24 protein-coding genes are annotated in these 24,861 nt (G+C 66.0%); 5 read left to right on the top strand and 19 right to left on the bottom strand.

Translation table 11 applies throughout. From position 1 onward, the window contains the following. Positions 1-198 precede the first annotated feature (198 nt). The 4 genes from WC585_RS14865 to WC585_RS14850 form a co-directional block, all read right to left on the bottom strand. Complete coding sequence (locus WC585_RS14865; RefSeq protein ID WP_154725331.1) at positions 199-2,682, bottom strand: TonB-dependent receptor; 2,484 nt, start codon at positions 2,680-2,682, stop codon at positions 199-201. 298 nt (positions 2,683-2,980) lie between these two features. Beyond that, a complete protein-coding gene (locus WC585_RS14860; protein ID WP_154725332.1) occupies positions 2,981-3,781 on the bottom strand; it encodes an SDR family NAD(P)-dependent oxidoreductase in 801 nt (266 codons plus the stop codon). 48 nt (positions 3,782-3,829) lie between these two features. Beyond that, positions 3,830-5,002, bottom strand: a complete 1,173-nt coding sequence (locus WC585_RS14855) for an acetyl-CoA C-acyltransferase (protein WP_154725333.1) — start codon at positions 5,000-5,002, stop codon at positions 3,830-3,832. Between the two features lie 26 nt (positions 5,003-5,028). Next, the gene (locus tag WC585_RS14850) at positions 5,029-5,484 is read right to left on the bottom strand and encodes a MaoC family dehydratase (RefSeq protein WP_154725334.1); all 456 of its coding nucleotides are present in this window, start codon (positions 5,482-5,484) and stop codon (positions 5,029-5,031) included. 268 nt (positions 5,485-5,752) lie between these two features. On the opposite strand from WC585_RS14850, the gene WC585_RS14845 reads away from it, so the two are divergent. The 3 genes from WC585_RS14845 to WC585_RS14835 are packed head-to-tail and all read left to right on the top strand — an operon-like array spanning position 5,753 to position 10,009. Further along, positions 5,753-7,789 (top strand): 3-hydroxyacyl-CoA dehydrogenase NAD-binding domain-containing protein, encoded by a 2,037-nt coding sequence (locus WC585_RS14845; protein ID WP_373258707.1) that lies wholly within the window; start codon positions 5,753-5,755, stop codon positions 7,787-7,789. Between the two features lie 55 nt (positions 7,790-7,844). After that, a complete protein-coding gene (locus WC585_RS14840) occupies positions 7,845-8,978 on the top strand; it encodes a zinc-binding dehydrogenase (protein ID WP_154725336.1) in 1,134 nt (377 codons plus the stop codon). Positions 8,979-9,013: 35 nt separating this feature from the next. Then, positions 9,014-10,009, top strand: coding sequence for an NADPH:quinone oxidoreductase family protein (locus WC585_RS14835; RefSeq protein WP_154725337.1), 996 nt, complete (start codon positions 9,014-9,016; stop codon positions 10,007-10,009). Positions 10,010-10,128: 119 nt separating this feature from the next. Here WC585_RS14835 and WC585_RS14830 read toward each other — a convergent pair whose 3' ends face one another. The 15 genes from WC585_RS14830 to WC585_RS14760 all read right to left on the bottom strand — a co-directional run bounded on the left by WC585_RS14830 (position 10,129) and on the right by WC585_RS14760 (position 23,447). Continuing rightward, positions 10,129-10,485: a tyrosine-protein phosphatase gene (locus WC585_RS14830; RefSeq protein WP_154725338.1), complete on the bottom strand. Its 357-nt coding sequence runs from the start codon at positions 10,483-10,485 to the stop codon at positions 10,129-10,131. 703 nt (positions 10,486-11,188) lie between these two features. Then, positions 11,189-11,482 carry an ogr/Delta-like zinc finger family protein gene (locus WC585_RS14825; protein ID WP_373258704.1) on the bottom strand — a complete coding sequence of 98 codons (294 nt, stop codon included), beginning with the start codon at positions 11,480-11,482 and terminating at the stop codon, positions 11,189-11,191. A gap of 106 nt (positions 11,483-11,588) precedes the next feature. Then, positions 11,589-12,644 (bottom strand): contractile injection system protein, VgrG/Pvc8 family, encoded by a 1,056-nt coding sequence (locus tag WC585_RS14820; RefSeq protein ID WP_373258703.1) that lies wholly within the window; start codon positions 12,642-12,644, stop codon positions 11,589-11,591. After that, entirely contained in the window at positions 12,641-13,060 is a 420-nt protein-coding gene (locus WC585_RS14815; protein WP_373258702.1) for a phage tail protein, read from the bottom strand. The genes WC585_RS14820 and WC585_RS14815 overlap by 4 nt, the downstream gene beginning before the upstream one ends. A 2-nt stretch (positions 13,061-13,062) precedes the next feature. Beyond that, a complete protein-coding gene (locus tag WC585_RS14810) occupies positions 13,063-15,918 on the bottom strand; it encodes a phage tail tape measure protein (RefSeq protein WP_373258701.1) in 2,856 nt (951 codons plus the stop codon). A 6-nt stretch (positions 15,919-15,924) separates the two neighbouring features. Next, complete coding sequence (locus WC585_RS14805) at positions 15,925-16,050, bottom strand: GpE family phage tail protein (protein ID WP_373258739.1); 126 nt, start codon at positions 16,048-16,050, stop codon at positions 15,925-15,927. A gap of 17 nt (positions 16,051-16,067) precedes the next feature. Continuing rightward, positions 16,068-16,442 (bottom strand): phage tail assembly protein, encoded by a 375-nt coding sequence (locus WC585_RS14800; RefSeq protein ID WP_373258700.1) that lies wholly within the window; start codon positions 16,440-16,442, stop codon positions 16,068-16,070. Positions 16,443-16,600: 158 nt separating this feature from the next. Further along, the gene (locus WC585_RS14795) at positions 16,601-17,110 is read right to left on the bottom strand and encodes a phage major tail tube protein (protein WP_373258698.1); all 510 of its coding nucleotides are present in this window, start codon (positions 17,108-17,110) and stop codon (positions 16,601-16,603) included. A 58-nt stretch (positions 17,111-17,168) separates the two neighbouring features. Next, positions 17,169-18,323 (bottom strand): phage tail protein, encoded by a 1,155-nt coding sequence (locus WC585_RS14790; protein ID WP_373258697.1) that lies wholly within the window; start codon positions 18,321-18,323, stop codon positions 17,169-17,171. Positions 18,324-18,343: 20 nt separating this feature from the next. Beyond that, the gene (locus WC585_RS14785) at positions 18,344-18,697 is read right to left on the bottom strand and encodes a GPW/gp25 family protein (protein WP_373258696.1); all 354 of its coding nucleotides are present in this window, start codon (positions 18,695-18,697) and stop codon (positions 18,344-18,346) included. Next, entirely contained in the window at positions 18,694-19,254 is a 561-nt protein-coding gene (locus WC585_RS14780; RefSeq protein ID WP_373258695.1) for a phage baseplate assembly protein V, read from the bottom strand. The genes WC585_RS14785 and WC585_RS14780 overlap by 4 nt, the downstream gene beginning before the upstream one ends. Before the next feature lie 80 nt (positions 19,255-19,334). Then, entirely contained in the window at positions 19,335-19,769 is a 435-nt protein-coding gene (locus tag WC585_RS14775; RefSeq protein ID WP_373258694.1) for a phage tail assembly chaperone, read from the bottom strand. Between the two features lie 21 nt (positions 19,770-19,790). Beyond that, entirely contained in the window at positions 19,791-21,947 is a 2,157-nt protein-coding gene (locus tag WC585_RS14770; protein WP_373258692.1) for a hypothetical protein, read from the bottom strand. Position 21,948: 1 nt separating this feature from the next. After that, entirely contained in the window at positions 21,949-22,509 is a 561-nt protein-coding gene (locus WC585_RS14765; protein WP_373258691.1) for a phage tail protein I, read from the bottom strand. After that, positions 22,506-23,447 (bottom strand): baseplate J/gp47 family protein, encoded by a 942-nt coding sequence (locus tag WC585_RS14760; protein ID WP_373258689.1) that lies wholly within the window; start codon positions 23,445-23,447, stop codon positions 22,506-22,508. The genes WC585_RS14765 and WC585_RS14760 overlap by 4 nt, the downstream gene beginning before the upstream one ends. Before the next feature lie 8 nt (positions 23,448-23,455). Between WC585_RS14760 and WC585_RS14755 the strand changes: the two genes are divergently transcribed. Together WC585_RS14755 and WC585_RS14750 are read left to right on the top strand one after the other, a co-directional pair. Then, on the top strand, positions 23,456-24,088 hold the full coding sequence (locus tag WC585_RS14755; protein ID WP_373258687.1) for a phage tail protein: 633 nt from the start codon (positions 23,456-23,458) through the stop codon (positions 24,086-24,088). 12 nt (positions 24,089-24,100) lie between these two features. Continuing rightward, a complete protein-coding gene (locus tag WC585_RS14750; protein ID WP_373258686.1) occupies positions 24,101-24,784 on the top strand; it encodes a phage virion morphogenesis protein in 684 nt (227 codons plus the stop codon). The last annotated feature ends 77 nt before the right edge of the window (positions 24,785-24,861 follow it).

The following is a 24,861-nucleotide window of genomic DNA, read 5'->3' as shown; positions in this document are numbered from 1 at the left end:
AGCGCCGCGGCCGCAGAACCGTGGTCGATCCACAGCGCGCGCGGTCAATTCGAGCCGCAATCAGGAAGCCTGAGAAAACCATGGCTTCTGAGATCAACGCCTCTCACGGCGCCAGGTGTGGAGCGTCAACATGCCGTCGCTGTAGGGAAGAAAAGGCCGCCCCGACCTCTTGGTCGGGGCGGCCCAGTGGGCTTGGGATCAGTAGGAGAGCCGTAGTGTGAGCCCGTATGTGCGGGGCTGTCCGAGGAAGGCGTTGTAGACGCTGACGGAATCGTTGAACTCATCGACCTGGAACGGGCCGTTGAAGCCGACCTGAAGGTAATCCTCGTCGAACAGGTTCTGCGCCCAGGCCTCCAGCGTCCAGGCCCCGCTTTCCGCCCCCAGGCCGATCCGGGCGTTGACCAGGGTGTAGGCGTCCTGAGCCTTGGCCGGGTGCAGGTCGGAGCCGGTGTTGAACTCCGACATGTATTTCGCCGACACGTTCCCGCGCAGCAGGAGGCCGCCGCCGGCCCGACGTTCATAGCTGACGGCGAGAGACGCCGAGGTCTTGGGCGCGAACGACAGTTGCGCGCCCGGCAGGCGGCTCAACTGCGGAAACCGGTTCGGATCGATCAGGTCGGCCGCGGTGAAGTCGCTGATCGTCGTTTCGGCATAGGTCAGCCCGCCCTGGAGGCTCAGACCGTCGATCGGCGTCGCATAGGCGAAGTCGGCGTCCACGCCCTTGGAAATGACCTCGGGCAAGGTCTCGACGACGAAGGCCGTACCCACGAAGGTGTTAAGCTGGAAGTCCGTGTAGGTCTGGTGGAAGGCGGCTGCGTTCAACGTCAGCGCGCCCGACAGCAGGCGCAGCTTGCTCCCGATTTCGAAGGAATCCACATACTCGCCGGCGAAATCCGTGTTCGGATCCGCCGTGAAGTTCGGGCCCGTCGGTGTGATCACGATGGCCTGTTCGCGATCGAGATTATAGCCCCCGGATTTGAATCCGCGCGAATAGGAGGCATAGGTCATCGCATTGTCGCTGAAGTCGTACTTCAGCTTCAGCGTACCGGTCGTGGCCTCTTCCGACCGATCCTGCGTCACGGGGCCCAATGCGTCGAAATCGTCGTTCTCATGGTTGACGCAAAGACCGCCGACGATGGTGCCCGCCGTAGCGGCTCCGACCAGTCCCGCCAGCGTCCGGTAAGTCGCCTCGGCTTGATCGCACGAGGCGCCGGTGGTCGAATAGACCGATGTCAGGGTCTTGTCGTCCCGCGTCCAGCGAAGGCCCAGATTGAAGGCCAACCGATCGGTCATGTTGACGGTGGTGTCGGCGAAAATGGCGAAGGTTTCGCCGGACTGGTCGTAGCTGTCGCGCTGGCCGTTTCCGGGCTGATAGATTCGCGCCGCCGTCATGCCCAGAAGACCCGGAACGCCGCCCAGCACGCCGTTGGCGAAATAGGGATAATAGTCGGCGCCGTAGAGCAGGACCGAACCGGAGGTCAGGTCTTCCTTGGCGTAGAAGGCGCCGAACAGCCAGTCGACCGGACCGTCCGTCCCCGTCAGGCGCAGTTCCTGGGAAAACTGCTTGATCTCGTTGAAGTTCGAACCGTCGCTGGGACGATAGGCGATGTCGGCCGCGGTGAAGTCGCTGTCCTGACCGTTTTCGCTGCGCCACTTTCGGGCCGCCGTGATCGAGGTCAGGGTCATATCCGGCGTGACGTCGAAATTGAATTCGGCAGAGACGCCCTGATCCTCGATCGTCTGGCCCGTATCGCTGTTGGCGCTGGCGATGCGGTCGAAGGGCGTCGCGGTCGTGTCGATCGAACCGGGTCTGACCGCATTAATCAAGGCCGCGCGCGAGTTCGCCGCGCCTCCGACGAACAACTGAACCCCCAGACAGCAGTTCTCGTCACGGCTGGTGTAGTCGGCGATGAACCGCCCCGAGAGCCGGTCGGCCGGCTGCCACAGCAACTGGCCCCTCACCGTGTAGAAGTTCTGATCGACGTCTTCCGTCAGCGTCCGCGGCCCTGGTCCCGTGACCACATCCAGGAAACCGTCCCGTTGGCGATCGGCGAAATACAGGCTGCCGGCGAGCGTGTCCGCGATCAGCGGGCCGGTCACCAGGATCGAGCCCCCCACCTGACCATAGTTTCCGGCGGTGACTTCCGCCTCCACGCCGAAGTTGAAACGGGGGGCTTCGGTGAAGATGTTGATGACGCCTGCCGACGCGTTCTTTCCGAACAGGGTGCCCTGCGGTCCTTTCAGGACCTCGATCCTCTCCAGGACGCCGAGGTCGCCGAAGCCGACGCCGTTCCTGGGCCTGTAGACGCCGTCAATGGTCACCAGGACCGATGATTCCAGCCCGGCGTTGTCGCCGACCGTCCCGACGCCCCGCACGCGCGCCGTCGTGATCGTCTCGTTGGAGGTCGAGGTCACCGTCAATCCCGGCGTCAGGATCTGAAGGTCCTTGATGTCCCGGACGCCCGCGTCTTCGAGGAGTTGCTCGCCGAGCGCCGTGACGACGATCGGAACATCCTGAAGGTTCTGTTCGCGCCTCTGCGCCGTGACGACGATCTCGTCCAGAACGTTGACGGTCGGCTCCGCCTCCTGCGCCGTCGCGGCGCCGCCTGTGGCCCAGAGGCCCAGCCCGATCGCGACCGCCATAAGCGAGGCGCGACTCTTCATACGGTCTTGCAATCTCATGACATCCTCCCTGGCCCGCTCGTTCGTGAGCGGTGCGTCCTTGTGGCCATTATTTGACCTTAAGAGGAACTATATCGAATAACTGGTATGGCGCAATAAGCCGAAACCCAAGCCTGTCTCCGACCGGCCATCCGACCCCGTCTAGACTTCGGCCCTGGAAATTCAGCGCCGCGTGGCCCGATAAGGCTCAACCAATCCCCTCGCCGTAACCGTGGCCTGCGCACCTTGGACGCTGAAATTCCATATTGGAATATGAGGTTTGCAGGGGCGGCATGCAGGCCGGTCGTCCGAAGACACCTCAGAGTGCGGGCTTTCCGTAACCCTGACGCGAGAAGGGATGAGACGACGACAGACCGCCGTCGACGACCAGGGCGTGACCGTTGACATAGCTCGCCTCGTCCGAGGCCAGGAACAGGACGGCGCCGGCGATCTCGTCCGGCTCGCCGCCCCGGCGTAAGGGGTTGAGCTGGCCGATCCGGTCCGCCTTTCCGGCCGCCCTGGCGCCATCGTAGATCGACTGGGTCATGCCGGTCTCGATCAGTCCGGGGCAGACGGCGTTGACTCGGATTCGCGCGCCCGTTAGTTGCTGGGCGGCCGTCTGGACCAGGTTGATGACGCCGGCCTTCGACGCCGAATAGGCCGCTCCGCCGGCGCCGGACCTGAGACCGGCGACACTGGCGGTGCAGACGATCGCCCCGCCTCCGCGCTCGGCCATGAGCGGCGCCGCCGCCTGAATGACGAGAAAGGGTCCGATCAGATTGACCCTCAGTATCTCCATCCAGTCCTCTGCGGTCTGGTCGAACAGTCCCGCCCAGCCGCCGCTGATCCCGGCGTTGGCGTGAACGACATCCAGCCTCCCGAACCGATCCAGGGCCGCCTGCATCAGGCCTCTCACCTGGACTGTGTCGCCTGCGTCGATCCTCAAGGCCTCGACCTCGGCGCCCGCCTCGCGGATCATCGCGGCGGTGTCATCGACGGCGTCCGACAGGTCGGCGACGACTACGCGCGCCCCCTCTTCGGCGAACCTGAGAGCGGTCGCCCGCCCTATGCCGGAGCCCGCCCCCGTGACGACGGCGACCTTGTCGTTGAAACGTCCCATCGGGAAACCTCGGCGATTGCGGTGAAGGAGATCAGCGGGATCGACGGATCATAGGACCTCGAACAGGCCGGCTGCGCCCATGCCGCCACCGATGCACATGGTCACGACCACATAGCGGTCGCCCCGGCGCTTGCCCTCGATCAGGGCGTGACCGACCATCCGCGCGCCGGACATGCCGTAGGGGTGGCCGATGGAGATGGCGCCGCCATTCACGTTGAAGCGGTCGTCGGGGATCCCGAGCCGCTCCTGACAATACAGCACCTGAACCGCGAAGGCCTCGTTCAGCTCCCACAGGCCGATGTCGTCGACCGTCAGGCCGAAGCGGCCCAACAGCCTGGGCACGGCGAAGACCGGGCCGATGCCCATTTCGTCCGGGTCGGTCCCGGCGACGGCCATGCCGACATAGCGGCCGAGCGGCGCCAGACCCCGCGCCTCGGCCAGAGTCCGCTCCATGACCACCACGGCAGAGGCGCCGTCCGACAACTGGCTGGCGTTGCCGGCGGTGACGACGCCGCCCTCGACCACAGGCTTCAGGCCCGCCAGGCTCTCGATGGAGGTTTCTGGGCGATTGCCCTCGTCCTTCGTCAGGGTCACGCTCTGGAGCGAGGTCTGGCCCGTCGCCTTTTCGGTGACCGACATGGACGCCGTCACCGGAACGATCTCGTCGTCGAAGGCGCCGCGGGCCTGGGCCGCCGCCGTCCTCTGCTGCGAGCGCAGGGCATAGGCGTCCTGGCGCTCGCGGCTGACGCCATAGCGGGCGGCGACGATCTCGGCGGTCTGCAGCATCGGCATGTGCACGTCGGGCGACAGGGCGACCAGTTCGGGGTCCTGATCGACCCGCATCGCCTGGGTCTGAACCAGGGAGATGGACTCGACGCCGCCCGCGACCACCACATCCATCCGGTCGACGATGACCTGTTTGGCCGCCGTGGAGATCGCCATCAGGCCGGAGGCGCACTGTCGGTCCATCGACAGGCCCGAGACGCTGGTCGGCAGGCCTGCGCGCAGGGCGGCGAGCCGGCCGATCGTGGTCTGATAGCCCTGCTGGAGCGCCGCGCCGATGACCACGTCGTCGATCTCGGCCGGATCGACGCCCGAGCGTTCGACCGCCGCGCGGATCGCATGGGCGGCCAGGGTCGGCGACGGCGTGGCGTTGAAGGCGCCGCGATAGGCCCTGCCGATGGGTGTGCGGGCCGTAGAGACGATGACAGCATCGCGCATGGGAAGACTCCTGAGATATCCGGGATTCAGATGAAGAATTGCGCGAGGAGCACGGCGACCATCGCGGGCTTTTCCGCCCCGTCGACCTCGATGGCCACTTCCATCGACTGCTGGTGCTGGCCGGGTCGCTTCTCCTCAACCGACAGCAGAGTCGACAGGCAGCGGACGCGACTGCCGGATCGCACCGGGCTGAGGAAGCGGACCCGATCCAGGCCGTAGTTCACCGCCATCTTGAGCCCTTCGACCGGCGGGCGCGGCGTCAGCTCCAGCATGCGGGGGACCAGTGACAGGATCAGGAATCCGTGCGTGATCGTGCCGCCGAACGGCGTCTGGATCGCCCGCTCGGGATCGATATGGATGAAGTGATGGTCTTCGGTCACGTCGGCGAAGCCGTCGATCCGCGCCTGATCCACCACGACCCAGTCCGAAACACGCGCCTGTCCGATCTCATCGCGCAGCGCGGCGATTCCCGCATTTCCCATGGCTGCTCGCTCCCGCCCTTGAAGCCTGAGCCTAACGAGGGTGGAGCCTTCCAAGCAAGCCTGCGGGCAGCCTATTTTTTCTGTTTTCTATTTTTATCCATTGATACAAGGACTGAGTTCCATACCGATTATGCGATTTTTCTTGCCGCCCAGTCGCAAATCGGTCATCCCTGCCCGAAACGACAGTCGGCTGCGGCCAAGGGAAACGCTGACCACCCCATGTCGGCGCCGACCCTCGCAAGCCGGGAGACAAGCCAAGGAGGCCCATATGACCACCCCGATCCGCTCAGAACGCGAGGGCGACGTGCTCGTCGTCGTTTCCGACAACCCGCCGGTAAACGCCCTCGGCGCGGCGGTGCGTCAGGGCCTTCTGGATCAGATGACGGCGGGTCTCGCCGATCCCGAAGTCAAGGCCATCGTCCTCCGCTGCAACGGGCGCACCTTCTTCGCCGGCGCGGACATTTCCGAATTCGGCAAGCCCTTCGTCGGCCCCGATCTGCTCGAGGTGATCGAACGGATCGAATCCGGCGACAAGCCGGTCGTCGCCGCGATCCACGGCACGGCGCTGGGCGGCGGCTGCGAGGTCGCCCTGGGCTGCCATTACCGTATCGCCACGGCGTCGGCCCGGCTGGGCACGCCAGAGGTCAAGCTGGGTCTGTTGCCCGGCGCGGGCGGCACCCAGCGCATCCCCCGGATCGCCGGCGTGGCCCTGGCGCTGGAAATGACCGCCCTCGGCGCGCCGATCACCGCGCTGAAGGCCTTGGCCGTCGGCCTTGTCGACCGGGTCGTCGAAAGCGAGGACTCGCTCGTCACCGAAGCCGTCGCCTTTGCGCGAGAGGTCGCCGACCGGCGCCCCCTACCCCGCGCCAGCGAGAAGACGGCCGCCCCCGACCCCGAGGCGGTCGCCGCCTTCCGCAAGGCCAACGCCCGCCGCTTTCGCGGGTTCGAGGCTCCGGAGACCAACATCGCCTGTGTCGAGGCCGCGACCGATCGCCCCTTCAACGAAGGCGCCGCGTTCGAACGCCAGTCCTTCATGACGCTGATGAACGGCGTCCAGTCCGCCGCCCAGCGTCACATCTTCTTCGCCGAGCGTCAGGCCGCCCGGATCGACGACGTGCCAGCCGATACCCCGCGACGCGCGACCGGCAGGGTCGGGATCATCGGCGCCGGGACCATGGGCGGCGGCATCGCCATGAATTTCCTGTCGATCGGCATCCCCGTGACCCTCCTCGACATGCAGCAGGGCGCGCTGGACCGTGGCGTCGGCGTGGTCCGCAAGAACTATGAGGCGACCGCTTCCAAGGGACGCCTGACCACGGCCCAGGTCGAGGCGGCGATGGGCATCCTGACGCCCACGCTTGATTTCGCCGCCCTGGCCGACTGCGATCTGGTCATCGAGGCCGTCTACGAGGAGATGTCGATCAAGAAGGACATCTTCGCCCGGCTGGACGCCGTCGCCCGGCCAGGGGCCATCCTGGCCTCCAACACCAGCTACCTGAATATCGACGAAATCGCCTCCGCGACGGCCCGGCCCCAGGACGTCGTCGGCCTGCACTTCTTCTCTCCGGCCAACGCCATGAAGCTGCTGGAGGTCGTGCGCGGCGCGGCGACCGCCAGGGACGTGCTGGCGACGGCGATGGCCCTGGCCAAGACCATTGGCAAGGTCGCCGTGGTTTCGGGCGTCTGCTATGGCTTTATCGGCAACAGGATGCTGGCGCCGCGCCACATCAATGCGATGAAGCTGGTGCTGGAGGGCGCGACCCCCGACCAGATCGACCGCGCCCACGTCGCCTTCGGCATGCCTATGGGGCCTTTCCAGATGGAGGACCTCGCGGGCGTCGACATCGGCTGGCACCGCGATCCGACCCGCATCGAAAGCGTCCGTGACGCCCTGAACGCCGAGGGACGCTGGGGACAGAAGAAGCAGGCGGGCTTCTACGACTACGACGACCGTCGCAACCCGACGCCCAGCCCCCGCGTTGCCGAGATCATCGCCGACTTCCGCAAGGCCTCGGGGCTGGCCGAACCCCGCACCGACATCACCGACCAGGAGATCATCGAACGCACACTCTATCCCTTGGTCAACGAGGGCGCCCTGATCCTTGAGGAAGGCATGGCCCAGCGTCCATCGGACATCGATGTGGTGTGGATCTATGGCTACGGCTGGCCGGTCTATCGCGGCGGCCCTATGTTCTGGGCCGACACCGTGGGGCTGGACAAGATCGTCGCCTCGCTCGACCGCAACGGCTTCGAGGTCGCGTCGTCGCTCAGGGCCAGGGCAGAGTCCGGTCAGGGCTTCAGCTGATCTCCCCTTCCCCCAATGCTCCAGGCCGAGGCCTGGACTTCAGGATTTCCCGACCATGACCGACACCCTTTCCAGTCTTGAACTTCGCACCCGCGTCACCTCGGGCGGCCTGCTCGAACTGTCGCTGGAGCCCGTACAGATCGCACCTCCGGCGGCGGACCAGGTCGTGATCCGCGTCGAGGCGGCGCCGATCAATCCGTCGGACCTCGCCTTGCTGCTGGGGCCAGCAGACCTGGCGACGATGCGTCTTTCCGGCCCGGCCGATCGTCCCGTCCTGACCGCCGACATTCCCGAGCGACGCATGGGCGCCATGGCGGCGCGGCTGGACCAGTCGATGCCGGTCGGCAACGAGGGCGCGGGCGTGGTGGTCCAGGCGGGTGCGGACGCCCGACACCTCCTGGGCCGGGTCGTGGCGGTGGCGGGCGGTTCGATGTTCGCCCAGCACCGCACCCTGAGGGCCGCCGACTGTCTGGTCCTGCCCGAGGGCGCGACATCGATCCAGGGCGCCTCGGCCTTCGTCAATCCGATGACGGCCCTGGCCATGACCGAGGTCATGCGACGCGAGGGGCACAAGGCGCTGGTGCATACGGCGGCGGCGTCGAACCTCGGGCAGATGCTGAACCGTATCTGCATCGCCGACGGCATCGGTCTGGTGAATATCGTCCGCAGCCCCGAACAGGCGGCCATCCTGCGCGATATCGGCGCCGTCCACGTCTGCGACAGCTCGACCGAGAGCTTCGTTACGGACCTGACCGAGGCCCTGGTCGCCACTGGGGCCACCCTGGCCTTCGACGCCATCGGCGGCGGCAAGCTGGCGGGTCAGATCCTCAACGCCATGGAAGCGGCCGCCAGCCGCTCGGGCGGCGCCTACAGCCGCTACGGCTCCTCGACGCACAAGCAGGTCTATATCTATGGCGGTCTCGACATGCGGCCGACCGAGCTGAACCGTGCGTTCGGCATGGCCTGGGGCGTGGGCGGCTGGCTTCTGACCACCTTCTTCGGCGTCGTCGGCCGCGAGACGGTGCAGGCGATGAAGGCCCGGGTCATGGCGGAACTGACCACCACCTTCGCCAGCCATTACACCGCCAGCGTCTCCCTGGCCGAGGCTCTCCATCCCGATGTCGTCAACGCCTACAACCGGCGCGCGACGGGCGAGAAGTACCTGATCCTGCCCCACAAGGACGTCTGACCCGCCCTATCGCCCTCCCACAAGGAAGACACCCCATGCGCGCAGTCCTGTCCAAGGCCGTCGGCGGTCCCGGGACCCTGGTTCTCGAAGAGATCGCGGACCCGACCCCCGGCAAGGGCGAGGTGGTCATCGATGTCCGGGCCGTGGGGATCAACTTCCCCGACACCCTGATCATCGAGGACCGATACCAGTTCAGGCCCCAGCGCCCCTTCGCGCCCGGCGGGGAGGTCGCCGGCGTGATCGATGCGATCGGCGAAGGCGTCGTCGGGGTGGCGCGGGGCGATCGGGTCATCGCCGTTCCCGGCTGGGGCGGCCTGGTCGAGCGGCTGGCCGTGCCCGCCGCCTCCCTGGTGAAGATCCCCGACGCCATGTCATTCGAGCAAGCCGCCGCCCTGATCATGACCTATGGCACCAGCTATTATGCGCTCAAGGACCGGGCCGCGCTGAAATCCGGCGAGACCCTGCTGGTTCTGGGCGCCGCCGGGGGCGTAGGGGCCGCCGCCATCGAACTGGGCAAGGCCTTGGGCGCGCGCGTCGTCGCCGCAGCCTCCAGCGACGACAAGGTCCAGTTCGCGCTCGACCTCGGCGCCGACAATGGCCTGGTCTATCCGTCCGGCCCGATGGACAAGGCCGCGCAGAAGACCCTGGCCGGAGAGTTCAAGCTGGCCGCCGGGCGCGACGGCGCCGATGTCGTCTACGACGCCGTCGGCGGGGACTACGCCGAGCCGGCGCTTCGGGCCATGGACTGGTACGGCCGGTATCTGGTGGTGGGCTTCCCGGCGGGCATCCCGTCGCTTCCGCTCAACCTGACTCTCCTGAAGTCCGTGTCGGTGGTCGGGGTCTTCTGGGGCGCGGCCGTGATGCGCGACCCGGCCGCCCACGCCGCCAACATGGCCGACCTGATGCGCCTCTACGCCGAGGGCCGGATCAGACCGCGGATCAGCCGCACTTTCCCACTGGAGCGCGCGGGAGAGGCCATCCAGGCGCTGGGCGACCGCTCCGCCATGGGCAAGATCGTCGTGGCACTATAGATTTCGCCAGACCGACTCTGGATTGTCACCCGTCATCGCCTTGGCAGAGCGCCACGCTCCAGCATCGGGCGACACCGCTCGATGGACTGGATCGAGTTCGGCGTGCCGACTCGTCACCTTCACTCCAGATAGAGACTCCGCAGGCGCGCCACGTTATCGGCATCGATATCGAGTTCCGCCGCCAGATAGGCCTCGACGGAACCGTACTGCGCTTCGATGTCCGCAAAGGTCGCTTGAAGATACCGGCCATCCACAGAGGCGAAGACCGCCCTGGCCTCGGGCCAGAGATGAGCGAACGGCGAGGCTGCGGGGTCTGGCCCCCGCCCCTCTCCTACGCCCGCCGCAGAGGCGTAGTGATAATACCGGTTCGACATCTCGAAATCCTCGATGATCGTCTCGCGCGGCACCCCGAGGATGGTCAGGACCAGGGCGGCCGCGATCCCGGTTCTGTCCTTGCCGGCGGTGCAGTGAAACACAACCGCCCCTCCGCCTGCTGCAGCGTCGCCCGCGGATCATCGGTCCGGCGTAGTCGCATGACGCCCGCCACTCCTGCTCCGACAACTACATCACCAGCGCCTTGATCCGCTCGGTATCGTGAGCGGGCGACATCGACGTCAACGATCCGGTGTGTCCTCCCGCGCACGGAGCTGCCAGAAGCGCCCAAGGCGGTAGAGGCAGCTCTCCCACAGGCTGAGTAACAGGATCCGGCCGGAGACTTCACCTGCCTGATGGCCGGTATCGCACGTGCCAGATCGGAATGCATGGCCGACCCATGCTGACGTCGGCGCCGAACTCTACCCACCAGCCCGACATCGACTTGCCGCTCGCCGCTGACCCCCGCTGCGGGAGCCGCAGTCAACAAATCCACGGGTCCGAAGGCCTGCAAGCCATCCAACTCGGTGCAGCGCTTTTCAACGAAATCCGCAGAAAGTGCCCCCCTACTGCCCCCATTAGCCAAAATCACTCCGAACACGGAGCAATCCGTCGCAATAATATCCGTATAACCGGCTGATTTTGCTAAAGTTCGGTGGTAGGCGGCGACGGGTTCGAACCGCCGACCCTCTCGGTGTAAACAACTGGCTTTGAGCCCGAAAGCTAGGCGTGGCGGGCTTTTGGGCCTTCCATGTTTCCGTTTTCGTTCCCGGTAATTTTGGCGGTTTCCGGAAAATAGCTGGGAAACTAAAGCGCCTCAGCGGCAGCTTCGACCGCGTCGTCATTCGCCGACGTCGGTGTTGGAGCTTTGTCGGATTTCCGACGCGTCACTGCCATCGGAAGGCTGATGCGCTGGTTCGGGTTCGCGCTCTGAACGATGGTGCGCTCGATGATCACCGAGGCGACGCCGATCCAACCGCATTCCAGGTTCTGGCACTGCAGGTGAGTCTCGCGATAAGTCGCGGAGATCCCCCGAGAGGATCTAGTCTTGGCGGCTTCGCCGCAATGAGGGCAAGGCACGCGGCCGCCGTAACGCTTCATTCCAAGCATTCGATAGATCCCGTCGCAGCCCCCACTCCTGCTATAACAGAAATGGTTCCAGCGCTGCTGTTAAAAAACTTCAGGTTATGCATTTTGTAACCGGACATCATGGCGTGGCTGGCGTGGCAGAGCCGCCCAGCTCCATCTGCAAGCTGGTTCGCAATCCGCCCGCTCCGTCGAGGCGGTGATTGGTCTCGACGATCAGCCATTCGGTGCCGTCGATCTGAGGTTTGAAACCTTGAACCGTGACCTTCCGCTCTGGAAAGAGAGCCGGATCCCCTGCGGCGAGATTGATCGAGAACTTCGCCACCTTGCGCTTCTGTTTGGATTGGTGGGTCTCGGCCGCCCGCCGAGCGGCGCGCTCGGATGCATAGGTCTTTCCAAGCTTCTTTGGGTTGTTCGAGGATCCAACCGTGATCTCGCGCCGGCGCGCGCTGCCCCGGTCATGCCAGGCGACGGTCACGCCGGAATAGTTCTCGCGCTCAGCCGATTCCCAGCGACAGCCGTCGCCGGCGCGCCGGGTGATGGTCACCGGAGGGATCGGTTGCCCTCCTGCGGTCTCCCCTGCCCCTACAGGGGCGAAGAGCAGCTTTTCGGCCTTCACTGTGGCCAGGGCATCGTATTCACGTCCCAAGCGCGCCAGCAGGGCGCTGTCGCTCTCCCGCCCCTGTGTCAGATGATTGACGACGATCGAGGCCATACTGGACGCCACAACCGGGGTCAGCGCGTTCCGGCCGGCGATCTCGCCCAGGACGGCGCCAAGGGTGGTGTCGGACCAGGTCTGAGAGCGGCGCGACCGGAAGGCTCGAGTCAGGTCGGCAGACTTGGCCCGGATGGTCAGAATGTCGGGCGTTCCACTCCAGCACCGCTCGTCGACCTTGAAGCTTCCCTTATCGACCAATTGCGGGGTCGCGCCTTCCCGGAGATCCAGCCACCCCAGCTTCAGGGTGATGAGCGCGCCTGCCGGCGGGATGGCAAGATTGAAGTCATGGTCCTTCAGCACCAGTTCCAGCTCGTCGGCGTCAGCGCCTCGCTTCTCGGTCAAGGTCAGGCTTTCGAGCCGAGGATTGACGGTCGCACTGATGCTCTGACCATCGACGACCAGGTCGTAGACCGCCTTGCGATGAACATATCGGGCGGCTGCGCCATCGGCCGTAGTCATGCTGCACCTGATGAGGCGACTGTTGCCGGTTCACCCTGGTCATCATCGACCCGCTTCAGGGTGATGACAAAGTCCACGGTGAGCGCTTGCCCGTCGACCAGGAAGTTGCGCTTCGTCTCATCCAGATCGGTGATAACGAAGGCGCCGTAGACGTAGCCCTCGCCATCGAGGAGCGGATAGGCCGCCCCGGCGTCCGCCATCAGGGCGATGTCGTCCAGGGCCTCCGCATGGCCGATCTGACCTGGCGCCAACAGCCCGCCCAGAGTGATGATGTCATCGCCCTGCCCTGCAAACTGGCTGACTGCGCGCGCGCCGACGCGATCGCCCGAGGGGTGACGCCAGTTGCGACGGCGCTGCAGCTGGTTGAACAGCGCCGTGTCTATGGAGAAGTCGAACATCCCGAGTGCAAGCAACATGGTCAGTCGCCCCACGAATCGGCGTCGGCCTCATAGCTCGCCGTATTGCCGCGCTGGAGGCTGATCATTCTGTCCGCGACCTTGTTGACCAGGTCCTCGGAGGTTTCGCCCGGGAGCTGGTGGATATGGATCTCGATCTTGGCGATGCTCATGCCGCCGCCCGCCGGCGGCGGCGGACGTCGCCCGAAGCCTGGTGGCGGCGCGAAGCTTGGAGGCGGAGCATCGTCGATGGTGATTGTCGGCTGGGCGGCGCCGTCGGCTGCGGCGCCGGTGGCGGCAAGCGCCCCGGCCGCTGCAACCGCTCCGGCCGCAGCACGCATGCGACTGACGACCTTTCCAGTCCCTCCGAGAATGCCGACGCCCATGCCGGCCATGACGTCCTGACCGATCGCCGCGAACACCCGCGACGGCGAGTGGGTGTCCAGGCGCGTGCGCGCACCCGTCTCGGCCCGTCCGGCGGCGTCGGCCGCCGCAGCCTGAACCTGAGCGCGCTGGCCTCGTATGCCCTGGGTGAACCCACGCATGGCGTCAGCGCCGGCGTTCATCAGCCGGCCGGGCAGTTCCTGAAGGAATGTCCACACGCCGGCGAACGCCGCCCTGAAATCATTGAGCGGTTGGAAGTTGGCGATGATGGACTTGATCGCGCCGATCCCGATCGAGACCGCCGTGCTGATCTGGTTCCAGACCCCGCCGACATAGCCGGTGATGCCGCCCCAATTCCGCATGATCAGGCCGAGCGGTGTGAAGTTCAGCAGGTAGAGCTTGATGTTATCGACGCCCAGCCCGACCGCCTGGAAGACCAGGCCCCAGAGCGCTCCCATAAAGTTGGAGATCGGTTGCCAGTTCCGGATGATGAACCCCAGCGGGGTGAAGTTCATGATGTATCCGGTGATCAGCCCGATCGCGGCCTGGACAGCGCCTGACACGCCGCTCCACAGTTTGGAGAGCCAAGGCCCGATCGTGCCCCAGTTCCGATAGATCAGGTATGCGCCGGCGGCGAGCGCGGCGACGGCCGCGACCACGAGCAGGACCGGCCACAGCAAGGCGTTGACCCCGACCGCCGCGCCGCCGGCCGCAGCGCCGGTGCCGGTGAGCCCGGCGATGACGGGGGCGAACAACAGTCCGGCTTGGGTGAACGTGAGCTGAAGCAGGGCGAACGGTCCCAGCACGGCCGCGACTGCGACGGCGAGCCCTCCGAATACGAGTAGCCCCGCCGAGATGACGGCGACGAGCGCCGCCACCACCTTGACGGCGTTCGGGTGGGCCTTGCTGAAATCGCGGACCTGACGGGCGGTCGAGCGAATGGCGGAAGACCCCGCCTTGATCACCGGCAGGAAGTTGGCGCCTATCTCGATAGCCAGGCCCTGCAGCGCGATCTTGCTCTGGCCAATCGCGGTCTTGGCGCCGCTCTGACGGTTTTCGAACTCCTTCTGCATCGAGCCGGCGTAGAGGCTCGAATCCGCAACCGCGTCCAGGTTCTCCTTCAGGACGCCCAGCTGGGTCAGCATAGGTGCGATGCCGGAAACCGATTCGGAGCCGAACAGTTGGGTCAGGATCGAGGCCTGCCGATCGGGCGACAGCTTCGAAATCCGCGTCATGACATCCATGATCGTGCCGCCGGCGTCGGCCTGCATCGCCTTGGAAACCGCAACCGCTTCCAGCCCGAGCTCCTTGTAGGCGACGCGCTGCGCCTTCGTGGCGGCCTCGCCCTTGGTCAAGGCCAGCATGGTGTTCTTGATACTGGTCGCCGCGATCTCTTCCTCAACCCCCATGCCCACGATGGTGGATCCCAGGGCCGCGATCTCTGCGGCAGCCAGGCCGGCGACCTCACCCAGGGGGCCGACGCGTGTCACGACGTCGGAAATCTTGAGCGCCGTGGCGTTGCCGTTGTCGCCCAGGTAGTTGATCTGGTCAGCTAGGGCGCGGACCGCAGGCTGGGTCATGGCGAAGGCGGTGCGCCAGGTCGCCATTTTCGACCCGGCGTCCTCGGCCGTGGTGTCGAAGGCGACGCCCATCTTGCCGGCGTCCTCGGCGAAACCCAGCAGCTCACGACGCGGGATCTTCGCCTGCCCGGCGGCGGCGATGATCGCCGCCATGCCTTCAGGAACCTGATTCAGGTTCTCGGCCAGTTCCAGGACATCGCGATTCATCTGCTGGAACTGCTGCGGCGTGTCGAAATCGACGACCTTCTTGACGTCCAGCATGGCGTCTTCGAAGTTCACTGCCTCCGTGCCGGACGCCACCAGAGGGGCGGCCGCCACGACTCCGGCGCCCACAGCGGACATGCCTGCGCCCTGCATCGAGCCGGCCAGCGCCTGGTTGCGATCATATCGATTGCGCGCCGTCTGAAGCCGGCGCTGACGCTCTCCGACCTCGGTCAAGCGACGCGCCTGGTCCCGAAGGGCGTCGTTCGCCTCGCGCGTCTGGCGGGTTAGCTTGGCTTCGGACCCGGCGAGGTTACGGGCGTCCAGGCCGGCGTCCTTCAGCTTGACCCGCATCTCCCCAAGGGTGCGGATCTGGGACTGTTCCTGGACCTGGAGCTCTCTGACCTTGGTTCGGGCGACTTCAAGCGCCCGCCCCATCTGCTTGGTCGGGTTTTCGGCGTCGCGATGCGCCTTTCCCAAGCGGGCGGCTTCGGTTCGCGCCGCTTCCATGGCGGTGCGCGTGGCCGCCAGCCGGGTCTCGGTCGCCCGATAGGACTGGACGTTTTTTGCGGCGCGCTGAAGCTCGACGATCCGATCGCGCGCGGCCTTGACGCCCTGGGCCGCCGTCGTGCTCTCGGACGAGATGCCCTTCAGGAACCCGACGGCATTGCCGCCGGCCCTGAAGAGCAGATCGAGCCGGAGCTTCTTGTCCATCGTAGGCTAGTCTTTCTTCGACGGAGCGTGGACGCGGTTCCACCAGGCAACAGCGCGCTCGCGCTCTTCGAACAGTTCATTGAGGGAAAGGCGGGAGAGCTCTTCGCGAGACCAGTGGAAGACGCCTGCGATGTCGCTGATCGCGTCTTCTATGCTTCCAGACCACCCGCGACCTTCTGCCGCTTCGTCAGCAAAAAACCGACGATCTCCCCCGCGATCTGGGCGGTGTCTTCGGGGGCCATGGTCAGAAACTCGGCCGTCGGAATGACGGGGTCGGAGATCCGGGGCACGACGATGGAGGCCGCGTTGATGTCCATCGTATAAAGGTCGTTGAACTTGGTGCCGCGCAGATGGCCGGTATCCGGCTTGCGCAGCTTGATTTCGAAGATGTCCTGCCCGCCCCGCTTGATGGGGTTGTCCAGGTCTACCCACGCGACACGGTTTCCGGCCGCGTCGAAGAGAGGGCGACCCTTCTCATCGACGAGCGGCTTGTCGGCTGTGGTGGTTTCGACGACGTCGTTCATGGTTCAGGCTCCCCGGAGCAGATGAGGCGGCAGCGACAGCATGCGCGCCATGAAGGGCTGGCGATCCTCGGCCGGCTGACGCGATGACGCGTCAGGTCGCCGGCGCTCGACGGCGGCCGGGATCAGGATTGGAGGTTGGACGCGCCGATCAGCCACGGTCAGCGCGTGATGGCGCGCAGCTGGGCCCAGCGATCGACGCCGTAGACCAGGAGCAGTTTGTTCAGGATGTCGATCTCGAACTCGACCTGCCCGTTGCGGACCTGTTTGTAATAGACGCAGTCCGTCTTGTAGCTGACGCCGTTCTTGGAGCCGATCTCCTGCTCGCCGGTGTCGATCTCGTTGGTGCGGCCGCTGACGGTGATCTGGACGTCGTCGTAGGTGGAGATGGCGTCGTTCTTATAGGCGCCGGCGAACCGCAACTGCTGACCGTCCAGGCGGGGGTCGCCGAAGCCCGCGTTCAGCTCGGGCACTTCGCCGCCGTAGTTGTGCATGAACTCGAGCGCGGCCATGCTGCCGGTCAGGATCTTGGCGGCCGCACCCATGCCCGCGCCGAGATATTCCTCGGTGTTCATGACCAGTTTGGGCAGGGTGATGGTGCGCGCCTGGCCAGCCAGGGAGCGCCCGCCGGCGAAGACGTTGAAGTCGTGAAGGTTACGCGGGAGGTTCATCGAACGGATTTCCTAGGCGGCGCGCGGCCGGTTGGTTTTTCGGGACGGGCGAACGCGTTCAGGCCACAGTGGCGAAGTCGGCGTAGAACTCGTCGGTGATTTCGCTGGTGACGCCGAGCTCCTCGAGCGGCGACGCGTCGGTGAAGCGGTAGCCGATCTTCAGCTTGCCGGCCCCGAGGCTCTCCGGCGTGTTACCCGGCGAGATGAAGGCGACGGCGCCCACCAGGCGGCCGGCCGAGACCTCGCGGCGGAACAGCTTGTTGATGTTCTCGACGATGTCGGTCGGGATCGAGCCGATGAGGGGCTGATCGATATAGGGGAACAGGCCCTCGACGATGGTGTCCCGCAGGACCTGGTTGGTTCGCACGGCGCTTTCGAACGCGTAGCGTTCATCGACGCTGCAGGTGCGATTGCCCCAGAAGCGGAAGCCGTCGCGCCAGATCAGGCCGGTGACGTCGGCGCCGTTGATCAGACCCATTTCGGTCTGGGCGCTTCCCAGATCCCATTCGCGCGGCTCGACGATCCCGACCACGCCGGGCAGGATCACGTTGGAAATCGTCTTGTGATAGCCGACCGTGCGGTCCAGTTGCGCGCGAAGGCCCACCGCGACCGCGGGCGCGAAGGTCTCCACGGTCAAGGCCGAGGCAGCGTCCGTGGCCTGGAAGGTTCGGTCGATCAGCATCAGCTCCCGCTGGGTGAAGCTGTCCCGATAGATCTTCACTTCGGCCGGCGTCTCGCCTTCTGCCGTTGCATAGGCGATGGCCGAAAGGCGCGCGGCGGCCGTCGCAAGCGCCGTGGCGACGACCTTGGTGTCCAGGCCCGGCGCCGCGATGATGCGCGGGCGCAGTTGGACCGACTGTTCGGCGATGCGGAGCTTGGCGATGCCGGCGACAACCTTCAGGTCGAGATCGGCGGCGATCTCGGCCGGCGTGTCGCCCTCGCCTTCTGCGACACGCACGATGACGCCGGCCGATGGCCCGAAGGCGCCGATCGCCTGCAGGGTCCGAGAGAGCGTCCCCGCGACGCCGGCGTCCGCGATCAGGGCCTCGGCGTCGACGACGGCGACAGGCGTCTCCAGCGGAAAGACGTCGGCGTCAGCGTCGGAGGCGGTGCAGACAACACCCCACACCGAGGTGGCGGCGACGGCGAGGAGGACGCTGCGCGCCGGAGCTTCTTGATGGGTGATGCCGTGAGGACGGGGCGTAAGAGCCATGGGCGGGCTTCCTTGAAAGGTCAGGCGGGACGAAGGGAGACGGAGAGCGTCGTCGGCGTTCGGCGCGGACGATCGGTGCGCAGGATGTCCAGGAGCAGCCTGGGCGAATGGGCAGCGTCGATCTGCAGCTGGACCCGGCGCAGTCGGACACGAGGTTCGTTGTTCAGCAGGGCCATCGCCGTGGCGGCGAAGATGCGGATCCGCGTTCTGGCGTTAAGCGGCTGGTCGATGAGATCGGGCAGTTCGGATCCGTAGCCGCGACGTCCGACGCGCAGGTTCAGCGGCGTCGTGAGGATGTCCCCGATCGACTGGATCAGGTGCTCGTCGCTGTTCGGATCCAAGCCTCGACCCGTTTGCCGGTTCAGGCCGGTCATGGACGCGGCTTTCCAGAAACGCCCTGCCCGGTGGCGACGCCGCCGTGGGGGTGATTCTTCAGGCTGATGTCACCCGCCTTGACGTCGCCCTCGGCGGTGATGGATCCAGTCGCCTTCAGGTCGCCCTGGATCTCTACGTCGCAGTTGAGGACCGCCCCGGACGGGGCCGTTATGACGGCGGATCCCGGTAGATCGAAATCGAGGCGGTGGCTTTCGGGGTCATATTTGATGATCGCGCCGTCCTTGAACTGGATGGCTACGGTCGCCCCCAGGAACAGGGGTGCGAAGATCGAGGACGGGAGGCCGCCCAGGATGACGGCTTGCTCCATGTCGCCTTCGCAGGCGAGCACCTGAACCTGTTCACCCACAGTCGGAGGCAGCCAGATCCGCGTGTCGCCGGCGGACATCATCCAGTCGATCGGCGGCGTGAGCTCATCACCGAAACGGACGACCGCCTTGCCGGCCGCCAGATCGACACTCTCGATCACGCCGACGCGCGCGAGATTGCCGATCGTCAGATCGGTTTCGGCGCTGGAAGTGGACGGGGCGCGGGTCATGCCGGCGGACGATGGCGCAGCGGCAAACTGCTTTCGCGGCGCGCCTGTTGTCAGACGCGCCCGCACAACAGCAGGGGGACTTAGGCTGCGGTCGCGAGAAGCTCCGGCGCCAGGACGGGCCATTCGATTTGGTCCGGGAAGCCCGCCTGGTCGGGCACGTCGCGCAGAAGCTGAATGTGCTGAAGCACGAGGATGAAATCCTCTGCGGTCAGTGTGGTGGTAACGCCCAGGGTGATTTCGTCACGGTGACGTTCGACCAACCAGCGAAGGCGATCGATCTCGCCGTCACGCCGACGGCGAGCCATCACCGCCAAGGTCTCGACCGGGGGCGCCGGCGCATCGACGGCGACGGGCACGCCGTCCGGCCCCGCCTGGATGACCTGGCCCCGGCCGGCAGCTTCCAGAAGGGCGGCGTGATCCTCGGCCGAGACCTCGGACACGTCGCCCGGCAGCGGCGCATCCCAGAAACCGTCATCATAGAAGGCGCCCGTCGAGGGGCTGAAAAGGAGGGTCATCGGGCTTTCTCGATCTGAAGGTCAGACATAGGGGTCGATCTCGCCGCCGCCGCCGCCGCCGCCGCCGCCGCCGCCGCCGCCTCCGCCCGAGGAGTAGGCAGGGTCCGGGTTGCCGCTGACGCGTCCCAAGGCGATCCACTCATAGCCGTCCAGATTGCCGGCCGAGCCGTTCGCACGATTGGCGAAGAAGACGATCCGGTCCTGGTACCGACCGACGACCTGCATGTAGTAATCGGAGTTGACGCTGCTTCCGGGGTTGCGCGGCGTCGCCAGGGCGACCAGGCACCCCCCGCCGAAGGCGACCGGCAGGACGGCGTGGGTCGAGCCCTCGGCGATGTTGGACGTCACGACGCCCCACTGGATCATCAGGCCGGTGCCGGGAATCATGGCGTAGCCGCTCGCGCCCAGGGACGCCGCAGCATCGGCCATGTGAAGGAAGGAGTGAGACACCAGGCCGTCGACGGTGGCGACGAACCGCGCGCCGTTCCAACCCATCACCATGGTGTGGGCGTTGCCGTCCGGGTTGACGATGGTGATCTTGGACCCAGGATCGAAGTTGGCGTCGCTCCAAAGCTTGGCCCAATAGGGCTGGTGATCGCGCGTGATCGCCATGCCGACCCACAGATCGGGCTTGGTGTTCGCCTCGGTCACCCGGCCGAAGAAGAGGCCGCCCCAACCGTTGCCGTTATCCCGGCGCCCGGCCTTCATGAAATAGCCCCACCCGCCCGGCGCGTAGGCGCTGTCTGGATGGATCATGGCCGACCAACCCGTCGCGACGTCGCCATAGTCTTGGAACGTATTCATCTTCACGACGGGGCCGCCGCCGGTACGTCCTAGGTTGGTCTGATAAATCGAGACCTTGTCGCTCGGGTCGAAGTTGGCCGTGGTCCACACCATGCCGCCGTTCAGGACAAGCGGCGCATTGGGCAGGACGTAGTTGACGCCGTCGTAGTGGAGGTAGTGAGACAGGTCGCCGAGATAGACCGCACCCGTTCCGTTGCCTCTGAAAGCCCGCACGTCTTGGAATGTGGCGCTCTCGCCGAGCGAAGCCTTGGTGGCGGGGTTGAAGTTTCCAGAGTGCCAGGTCGGATTCCCCCCGCTTGATACCGTCGCCGCGTTGAACGGCCGATTGGTTGCCAGCACCCCCTGCGTCAACAGCAAATAATCGTCACCATCGCCGAAGTAGATAACTCCAGTCTGACCGCCTCGGGTGGCGCGAACGTCGCCAAAAACGACATTGGCGAGCAGGCTTGCCTTCCCTGCCAATGCGGAAGCCAGGCCGGTGATCTTTTCCATCGCCAGGGCCGGAATGCGACCGACGTCGAACACGCCGCTAGTGGTGTCGGAGGCGTCGTGTTTGTGCCCCAGGGGGGACTTGCCCGCGAGCGCTTGAACCAAGCCATCGACGTCAGCCATGACATGGCCATGGATCAGCGCCGCCTTGTTCGCCAGCGCCGTGGCCAGGCCGGTGACTTTCTCCATCCCTAAAGCAGGGATCCGGCCGACATCGAACACGCCGGCGTTCGTGTCCGAGGCATCGTGCTTGTGGCCGACGGGCGACTTGCTGGCGAGCGCTTCAGGCAGACCGTCGATCGACGTCATCGCATGACGGTGCACTGCAGCAGCGAAGTTCGTCGCCCAGGACTGCAGCGTCTTCAGTAAGCCGAAGGGGGTGACCGCCGCATCGGCCCGATTGCCGGCGGCCGACTCTTCCCAGGTCGCCAGTTCGACAACACCCAACCGCTCCGTCGTCGCCGGCGGATTGATGAAGCCGGTCCCGCCGAACTGGATGACGGCGGTGTCCAGTGTTTTGAAGGTGATGTCTGCCGACAGCAGCACCATGGCGCCGGCGCTTTTCTCCACGACGACATCGGGCGAGCTGAAAACTGCGAACAGGACGCCGGTGGAGAGGTACAGGGCAAAGGCCCGCACCGAATAGACCTCGGGCGTTTCGTCATTGATGGTGACGTGAATCACGTCGTCCGCGACGACGTCGCCGCCGAATGTGGTGACCCGCTTGATCTCGCCCGGCAGGGTCGTCAGCCCCTTGAGCGAGCCGGCTGTGTGGGCGTTGGATATCCCGACGTGCGAGATCGTGATGGCCGACGTGCCCGTGTTCGGCCCGTTCGGCAGGGCGGCGCGGCCGGCGTCGGTAATGGTGATCTGTAGTCCGGCCATGTCAGGCGGCCTCCTCGAGCTGCAGGCGGCGGTAATGGGCAGGGCGTGCGCCGGCGACGACGCCAAGCGCGGCCTCGGCCTTCAGGCCTTGAGTGAAGGTGAAGTGAGAGCGGGCCGGCTTGGTGCGGGCGATCTCGTCGATCACCTCGTCCACGAACCTGGCGGTGGCGGGCTCGCCGTCTTCGCCGGTCAAGGACAGGACGACCTCGAACGTATGGGGCCGACCGGGCGGGTTCATCTGCCAGGGTTCGCGGATGGCGATCTGACCGCCAAAGGCTTTCACGACCTGGCGAACGGAGGCGGCGGTGCCCTTGATGCGCTGGATAGCGATGGCCTGGGCGACGACCGCCCGCTTGACGGGCTCGGACCAGCCGGAGTTCCAGCTGTCGATCGACAAGGCATAGGCCAGCCAAGGCAGCAGATGCACGGGGCAGCGCTCCGGGCTCCAGAGGTCGCGAAGAGGGACGGGCATGCCATCGAGGCGCGCCGTCACAGCCTCCAAAGCCCGTTCGACGGGAGTGGCGTTCGGGGGCAGCAGGCTACGGGCAGCCGAGCCGCTCATTCGCCCAGGCCCACGTGAATGACATCGATGTCGGTACAGCGCGCGGCCTGCAGACGGTTGCAAACGACGTTCGCCGCCGGCGAAGTCAGTTCGACGTCCTGGACGCCTTCGGCCGCCAGAGCGGCGATGATTGCGGACCGGGTGATGTCGCGACCCAGACGGAACGACCCGGCGAGGTAGGCGTCCAGACGTCCTCTCGCCTCGGCCATCACCACATCGGCGTCAGGGCCGGCAAAGGTCGTGATCCTTGCTGTCACTTCGAAGGTCAGGATCTGAGCCGGCCTGACCATGACATGGTCGGTCAGGGGACGGACGGTTTCAGCGCCAACGACCGCCTCGACCGCGTCCATCAGGGATGACGAGGGCGTGCCGTCCCCCAGCCGCGAGAGGACAGTGACGACGACGTCGCCGGGATCGGGGCTGGTGCAGCTGGCGTCCAGGACGTCGCCGGACGCGCCCAGGGCGTGCGAGATATAGGCGCCCTCGGGGCCTGCGACCGAATAGGCCTCGGGCGCCAGCAACGCCCGTCGCCGAAGCGCCTCGTCCGTTTCCATCACGGCCGGCGTCTGGGCGACAGGATCCGCCGGGGTGATCAGAAGACGCTCAACCCCGAGGAGGGCGACAAGGTTGTCCAAGTCCGCGCCGTAGGCTCCTGCGATGGTGACGGCCCGCGCCGCATCGTTGATCCGCTGGCGCAGGATCAGCTCCCGATACGCCATGACCTCGATCAGCTTCACCATCGGCTCGCTCTCGAGCTTCAGGACAGCCTCAAGGGCCTCGACCGCGTCGGGAGCGACGGCCGCCATGTACTGCAGAAAGATGGTCTTCGCCTCGGTGATCAGTTGTTCGAAACTGATCACCTCCACGACCGCCGGCATCGGCAGTTTGGAGAGGTCGACGGCGGTCGAGCCGCTGGCTTGGCCTGCGTAGGTGGACATGGCGATGGTTGTCGCCGTCCCTTGCCCAGGGGCGCGACGACGCCCTGTTGTCAGACGCGCCCGCACAACACGCCGCCCTGCCCGAAGACCCGCCCAGGCGCGAGGGATCGAGCAGCGGAGATCTGATGATGAAGAAGCCCGAAAGCCTGCTGGCCACCCTCGCGGACGCCCTGGACGCCCGACATCATGTGAAGGGCGATACAGCCCGGCTGCAGATGGTCTTGAGCAACGTCAGTCCCCAGACCGACGCGCGACCGGGATCCGGCTTCAGCCTCAGCTACACCGTCGAGATCAACATGCCGGATTTCAACGGCAATCCGATCGAGGTGATCGTTCCGATGCTGCGCTGGCTGGAGCGCTGGCAGCACGACCTAGTTGCGAACGGCGACAAGGCGGCGAAGGCCATCGACATGACCTGCGTCCGGCTGGACGCCGACCGTTACGATCTCCACGCCGCCGTCAATCTGACGGAGGACTTCCGCTATGTCGCCCGGCCGGATGGTTCAGGCCAGGACGTCGTTCCCGTCGATCCGCCTATGCCCATGGCCCTGGCGAGCGGGCCGCCGCTGCACGCCGTGTTCCTGGATGACGCGCTGATCGTGCATTGCGCCGCCCATCCAGACGAAGCTGTGACGCCCTGATCGGCCTGACCGATGGATGACCTCCACCACCTTCACCAGCTGGCCGAGCAGATGCTGGACAAGCTGCAGCCCGGCCAGCGCCGGCGGATGTTGTTTCGCATGGTCATGGAGATGCGGCGGGCGAACCAACGCCGCATGGCGCGCCAGGTCGCGCCGGACGGATCGGCCTGGGAAAAGCGGAAAGGCCGGCCGAAAGCCAAACCGGCGAGCCGACCTGCCCGATTCCTGTATCCTTCAGGCGGGTTCGGTGAGCCGCGCGTAGTGGACATGCGCAGCTGGATCGGACGCGGCGACTACCTGGTGGGCTTCGATAGGGAGGCCGGAGGCCTGCGCACATTTGAACGCGCCAAGATCGTCCGCTGGATCACGCCGATCGGCTCGGCCGGTTCGGACGGCGATCCCGCGCCGCGATCGAAGGCTCGGCCGGCGCAGATGTTCCGAGGCTTGAGGTCAGGCCGCCACCTTAAGGCCGGCGCCGACGCGGACGGCGGATGGATTGAGTTCACCCAGCGAGCCAGCCGCATCGCTCTGATCCACCACGACGGCCGCAGAGATCGCGTGGCGAAGGACGGCCCCGAAGTGGACTATGCCAAGCGCGAGTTGATCGGCTTCGGGAGCGACGACGAGGCGCGCCTGTTGAATATGTTCATCGACGAGGCGAGCGATGCCCTAGGCTGGGGACGCAGATCACCCTAGCATCGTCGTGATCAGAACTTCCGCTATCAACTCAGGAATCCATTTCTGCTTCCGCCCCCTCTCGGCCGTTCGGAACG

This window comes from Brevundimonas sp. (assembly GCF_041648055.1).
GTDB lineage: Bacteria > Pseudomonadota > Alphaproteobacteria > Caulobacterales > Caulobacteraceae > Brevundimonas.
The sequence above is the reverse complement of the archived record's forward strand: the minus strand, read 5'-3'. Positions and strand labels throughout refer to the sequence as shown.

What these genes read in the sequence shown, in the direction of transcription:
- WC585_RS14865 (WP_154725331.1), bottom strand. Translation starts at nt 2,682, where the DNA reads ATGAGATTGCAAGACCGTATGAAGAGTCGCGCCTCGCTTATGGCGGTC.
- WC585_RS14860 (WP_154725332.1), bottom strand. Translation starts at nt 3,781, where the DNA reads ATGGGACGTTTCAACGACAAGGTCGCCGTCGTCACGGGGGCGGGCTCC.
- WC585_RS14855 (WP_154725333.1), bottom strand. Translation starts at nt 5,002, where the DNA reads ATGCGCGATGCTGTCATCGTCTCTACGGCCCGCACACCCATCGGCAGG.
- WC585_RS14850 (WP_154725334.1), bottom strand. Translation starts at nt 5,484, where the DNA reads ATGGGAAATGCGGGAATCGCCGCGCTGCGCGATGAGATCGGACAGGCG.
- WC585_RS14845 (WP_373258707.1), top strand. Translation starts at nt 5,753, where the DNA reads ATGACCACCCCGATCCGCTCAGAACGCGAGGGCGACGTGCTCGTCGTC.
- WC585_RS14840 (WP_154725336.1), top strand. Translation starts at nt 7,845, where the DNA reads ATGACCGACACCCTTTCCAGTCTTGAACTTCGCACCCGCGTCACCTCG.
- WC585_RS14835 (WP_154725337.1), top strand. Translation starts at nt 9,014, where the DNA reads ATGCGCGCAGTCCTGTCCAAGGCCGTCGGCGGTCCCGGGACCCTGGTT.
- WC585_RS14825 (WP_373258704.1), bottom strand. Translation starts at nt 11,482, where the DNA reads ATGAAGCGTTACGGCGGCCGCGTGCCTTGCCCTCATTGCGGCGAAGCC.
- WC585_RS14820 (WP_373258703.1), bottom strand. Translation starts at nt 12,644, where the DNA reads ATGACTACGGCCGATGGCGCAGCCGCCCGATATGTTCATCGCAAGGCG.
- WC585_RS14815 (WP_373258702.1), bottom strand. Translation starts at nt 13,060, where the DNA reads ATGTTGCTTGCACTCGGGATGTTCGACTTCTCCATAGACACGGCGCTG.
- WC585_RS14810 (WP_373258701.1), bottom strand. Translation starts at nt 15,918, where the DNA reads ATGGACAAGAAGCTCCGGCTCGATCTGCTCTTCAGGGCCGGCGGCAAT.
- WC585_RS14800 (WP_373258700.1), bottom strand. Translation starts at nt 16,442, where the DNA reads ATGAACGACGTCGTCGAAACCACCACAGCCGACAAGCCGCTCGTCGAT.
- WC585_RS14795 (WP_373258698.1), bottom strand. Translation starts at nt 17,110, where the DNA reads ATGAACCTCCCGCGTAACCTTCACGACTTCAACGTCTTCGCCGGCGGG.
- WC585_RS14790 (WP_373258697.1), bottom strand. Translation starts at nt 18,323, where the DNA reads ATGGCTCTTACGCCCCGTCCTCACGGCATCACCCATCAAGAAGCTCCG.
- WC585_RS14785 (WP_373258696.1), bottom strand. Translation starts at nt 18,697, where the DNA reads ATGACCGGCCTGAACCGGCAAACGGGTCGAGGCTTGGATCCGAACAGC.
- WC585_RS14780 (WP_373258695.1), bottom strand. Translation starts at nt 19,254, where the DNA reads ATGACCCGCGCCCCGTCCACTTCCAGCGCCGAAACCGATCTGACGATC.
- WC585_RS14775 (WP_373258694.1), bottom strand. Translation starts at nt 19,769, where the DNA reads ATGACCCTCCTTTTCAGCCCCTCGACGGGCGCCTTCTATGATGACGGT.
- WC585_RS14770 (WP_373258692.1), bottom strand. Translation starts at nt 21,947, where the DNA reads ATGGCCGGACTACAGATCACCATTACCGACGCCGGCCGCGCCGCCCTG.
- WC585_RS14765 (WP_373258691.1), bottom strand. Translation starts at nt 22,509, where the DNA reads ATGAGCGGCTCGGCTGCCCGTAGCCTGCTGCCCCCGAACGCCACTCCC.
- WC585_RS14760 (WP_373258689.1), bottom strand. Translation starts at nt 23,447, where the DNA reads ATGTCCACCTACGCAGGCCAAGCCAGCGGCTCGACCGCCGTCGACCTC.
- WC585_RS14750 (WP_373258686.1), top strand. Translation starts at nt 24,101, where the DNA reads ATGGATGACCTCCACCACCTTCACCAGCTGGCCGAGCAGATGCTGGAC.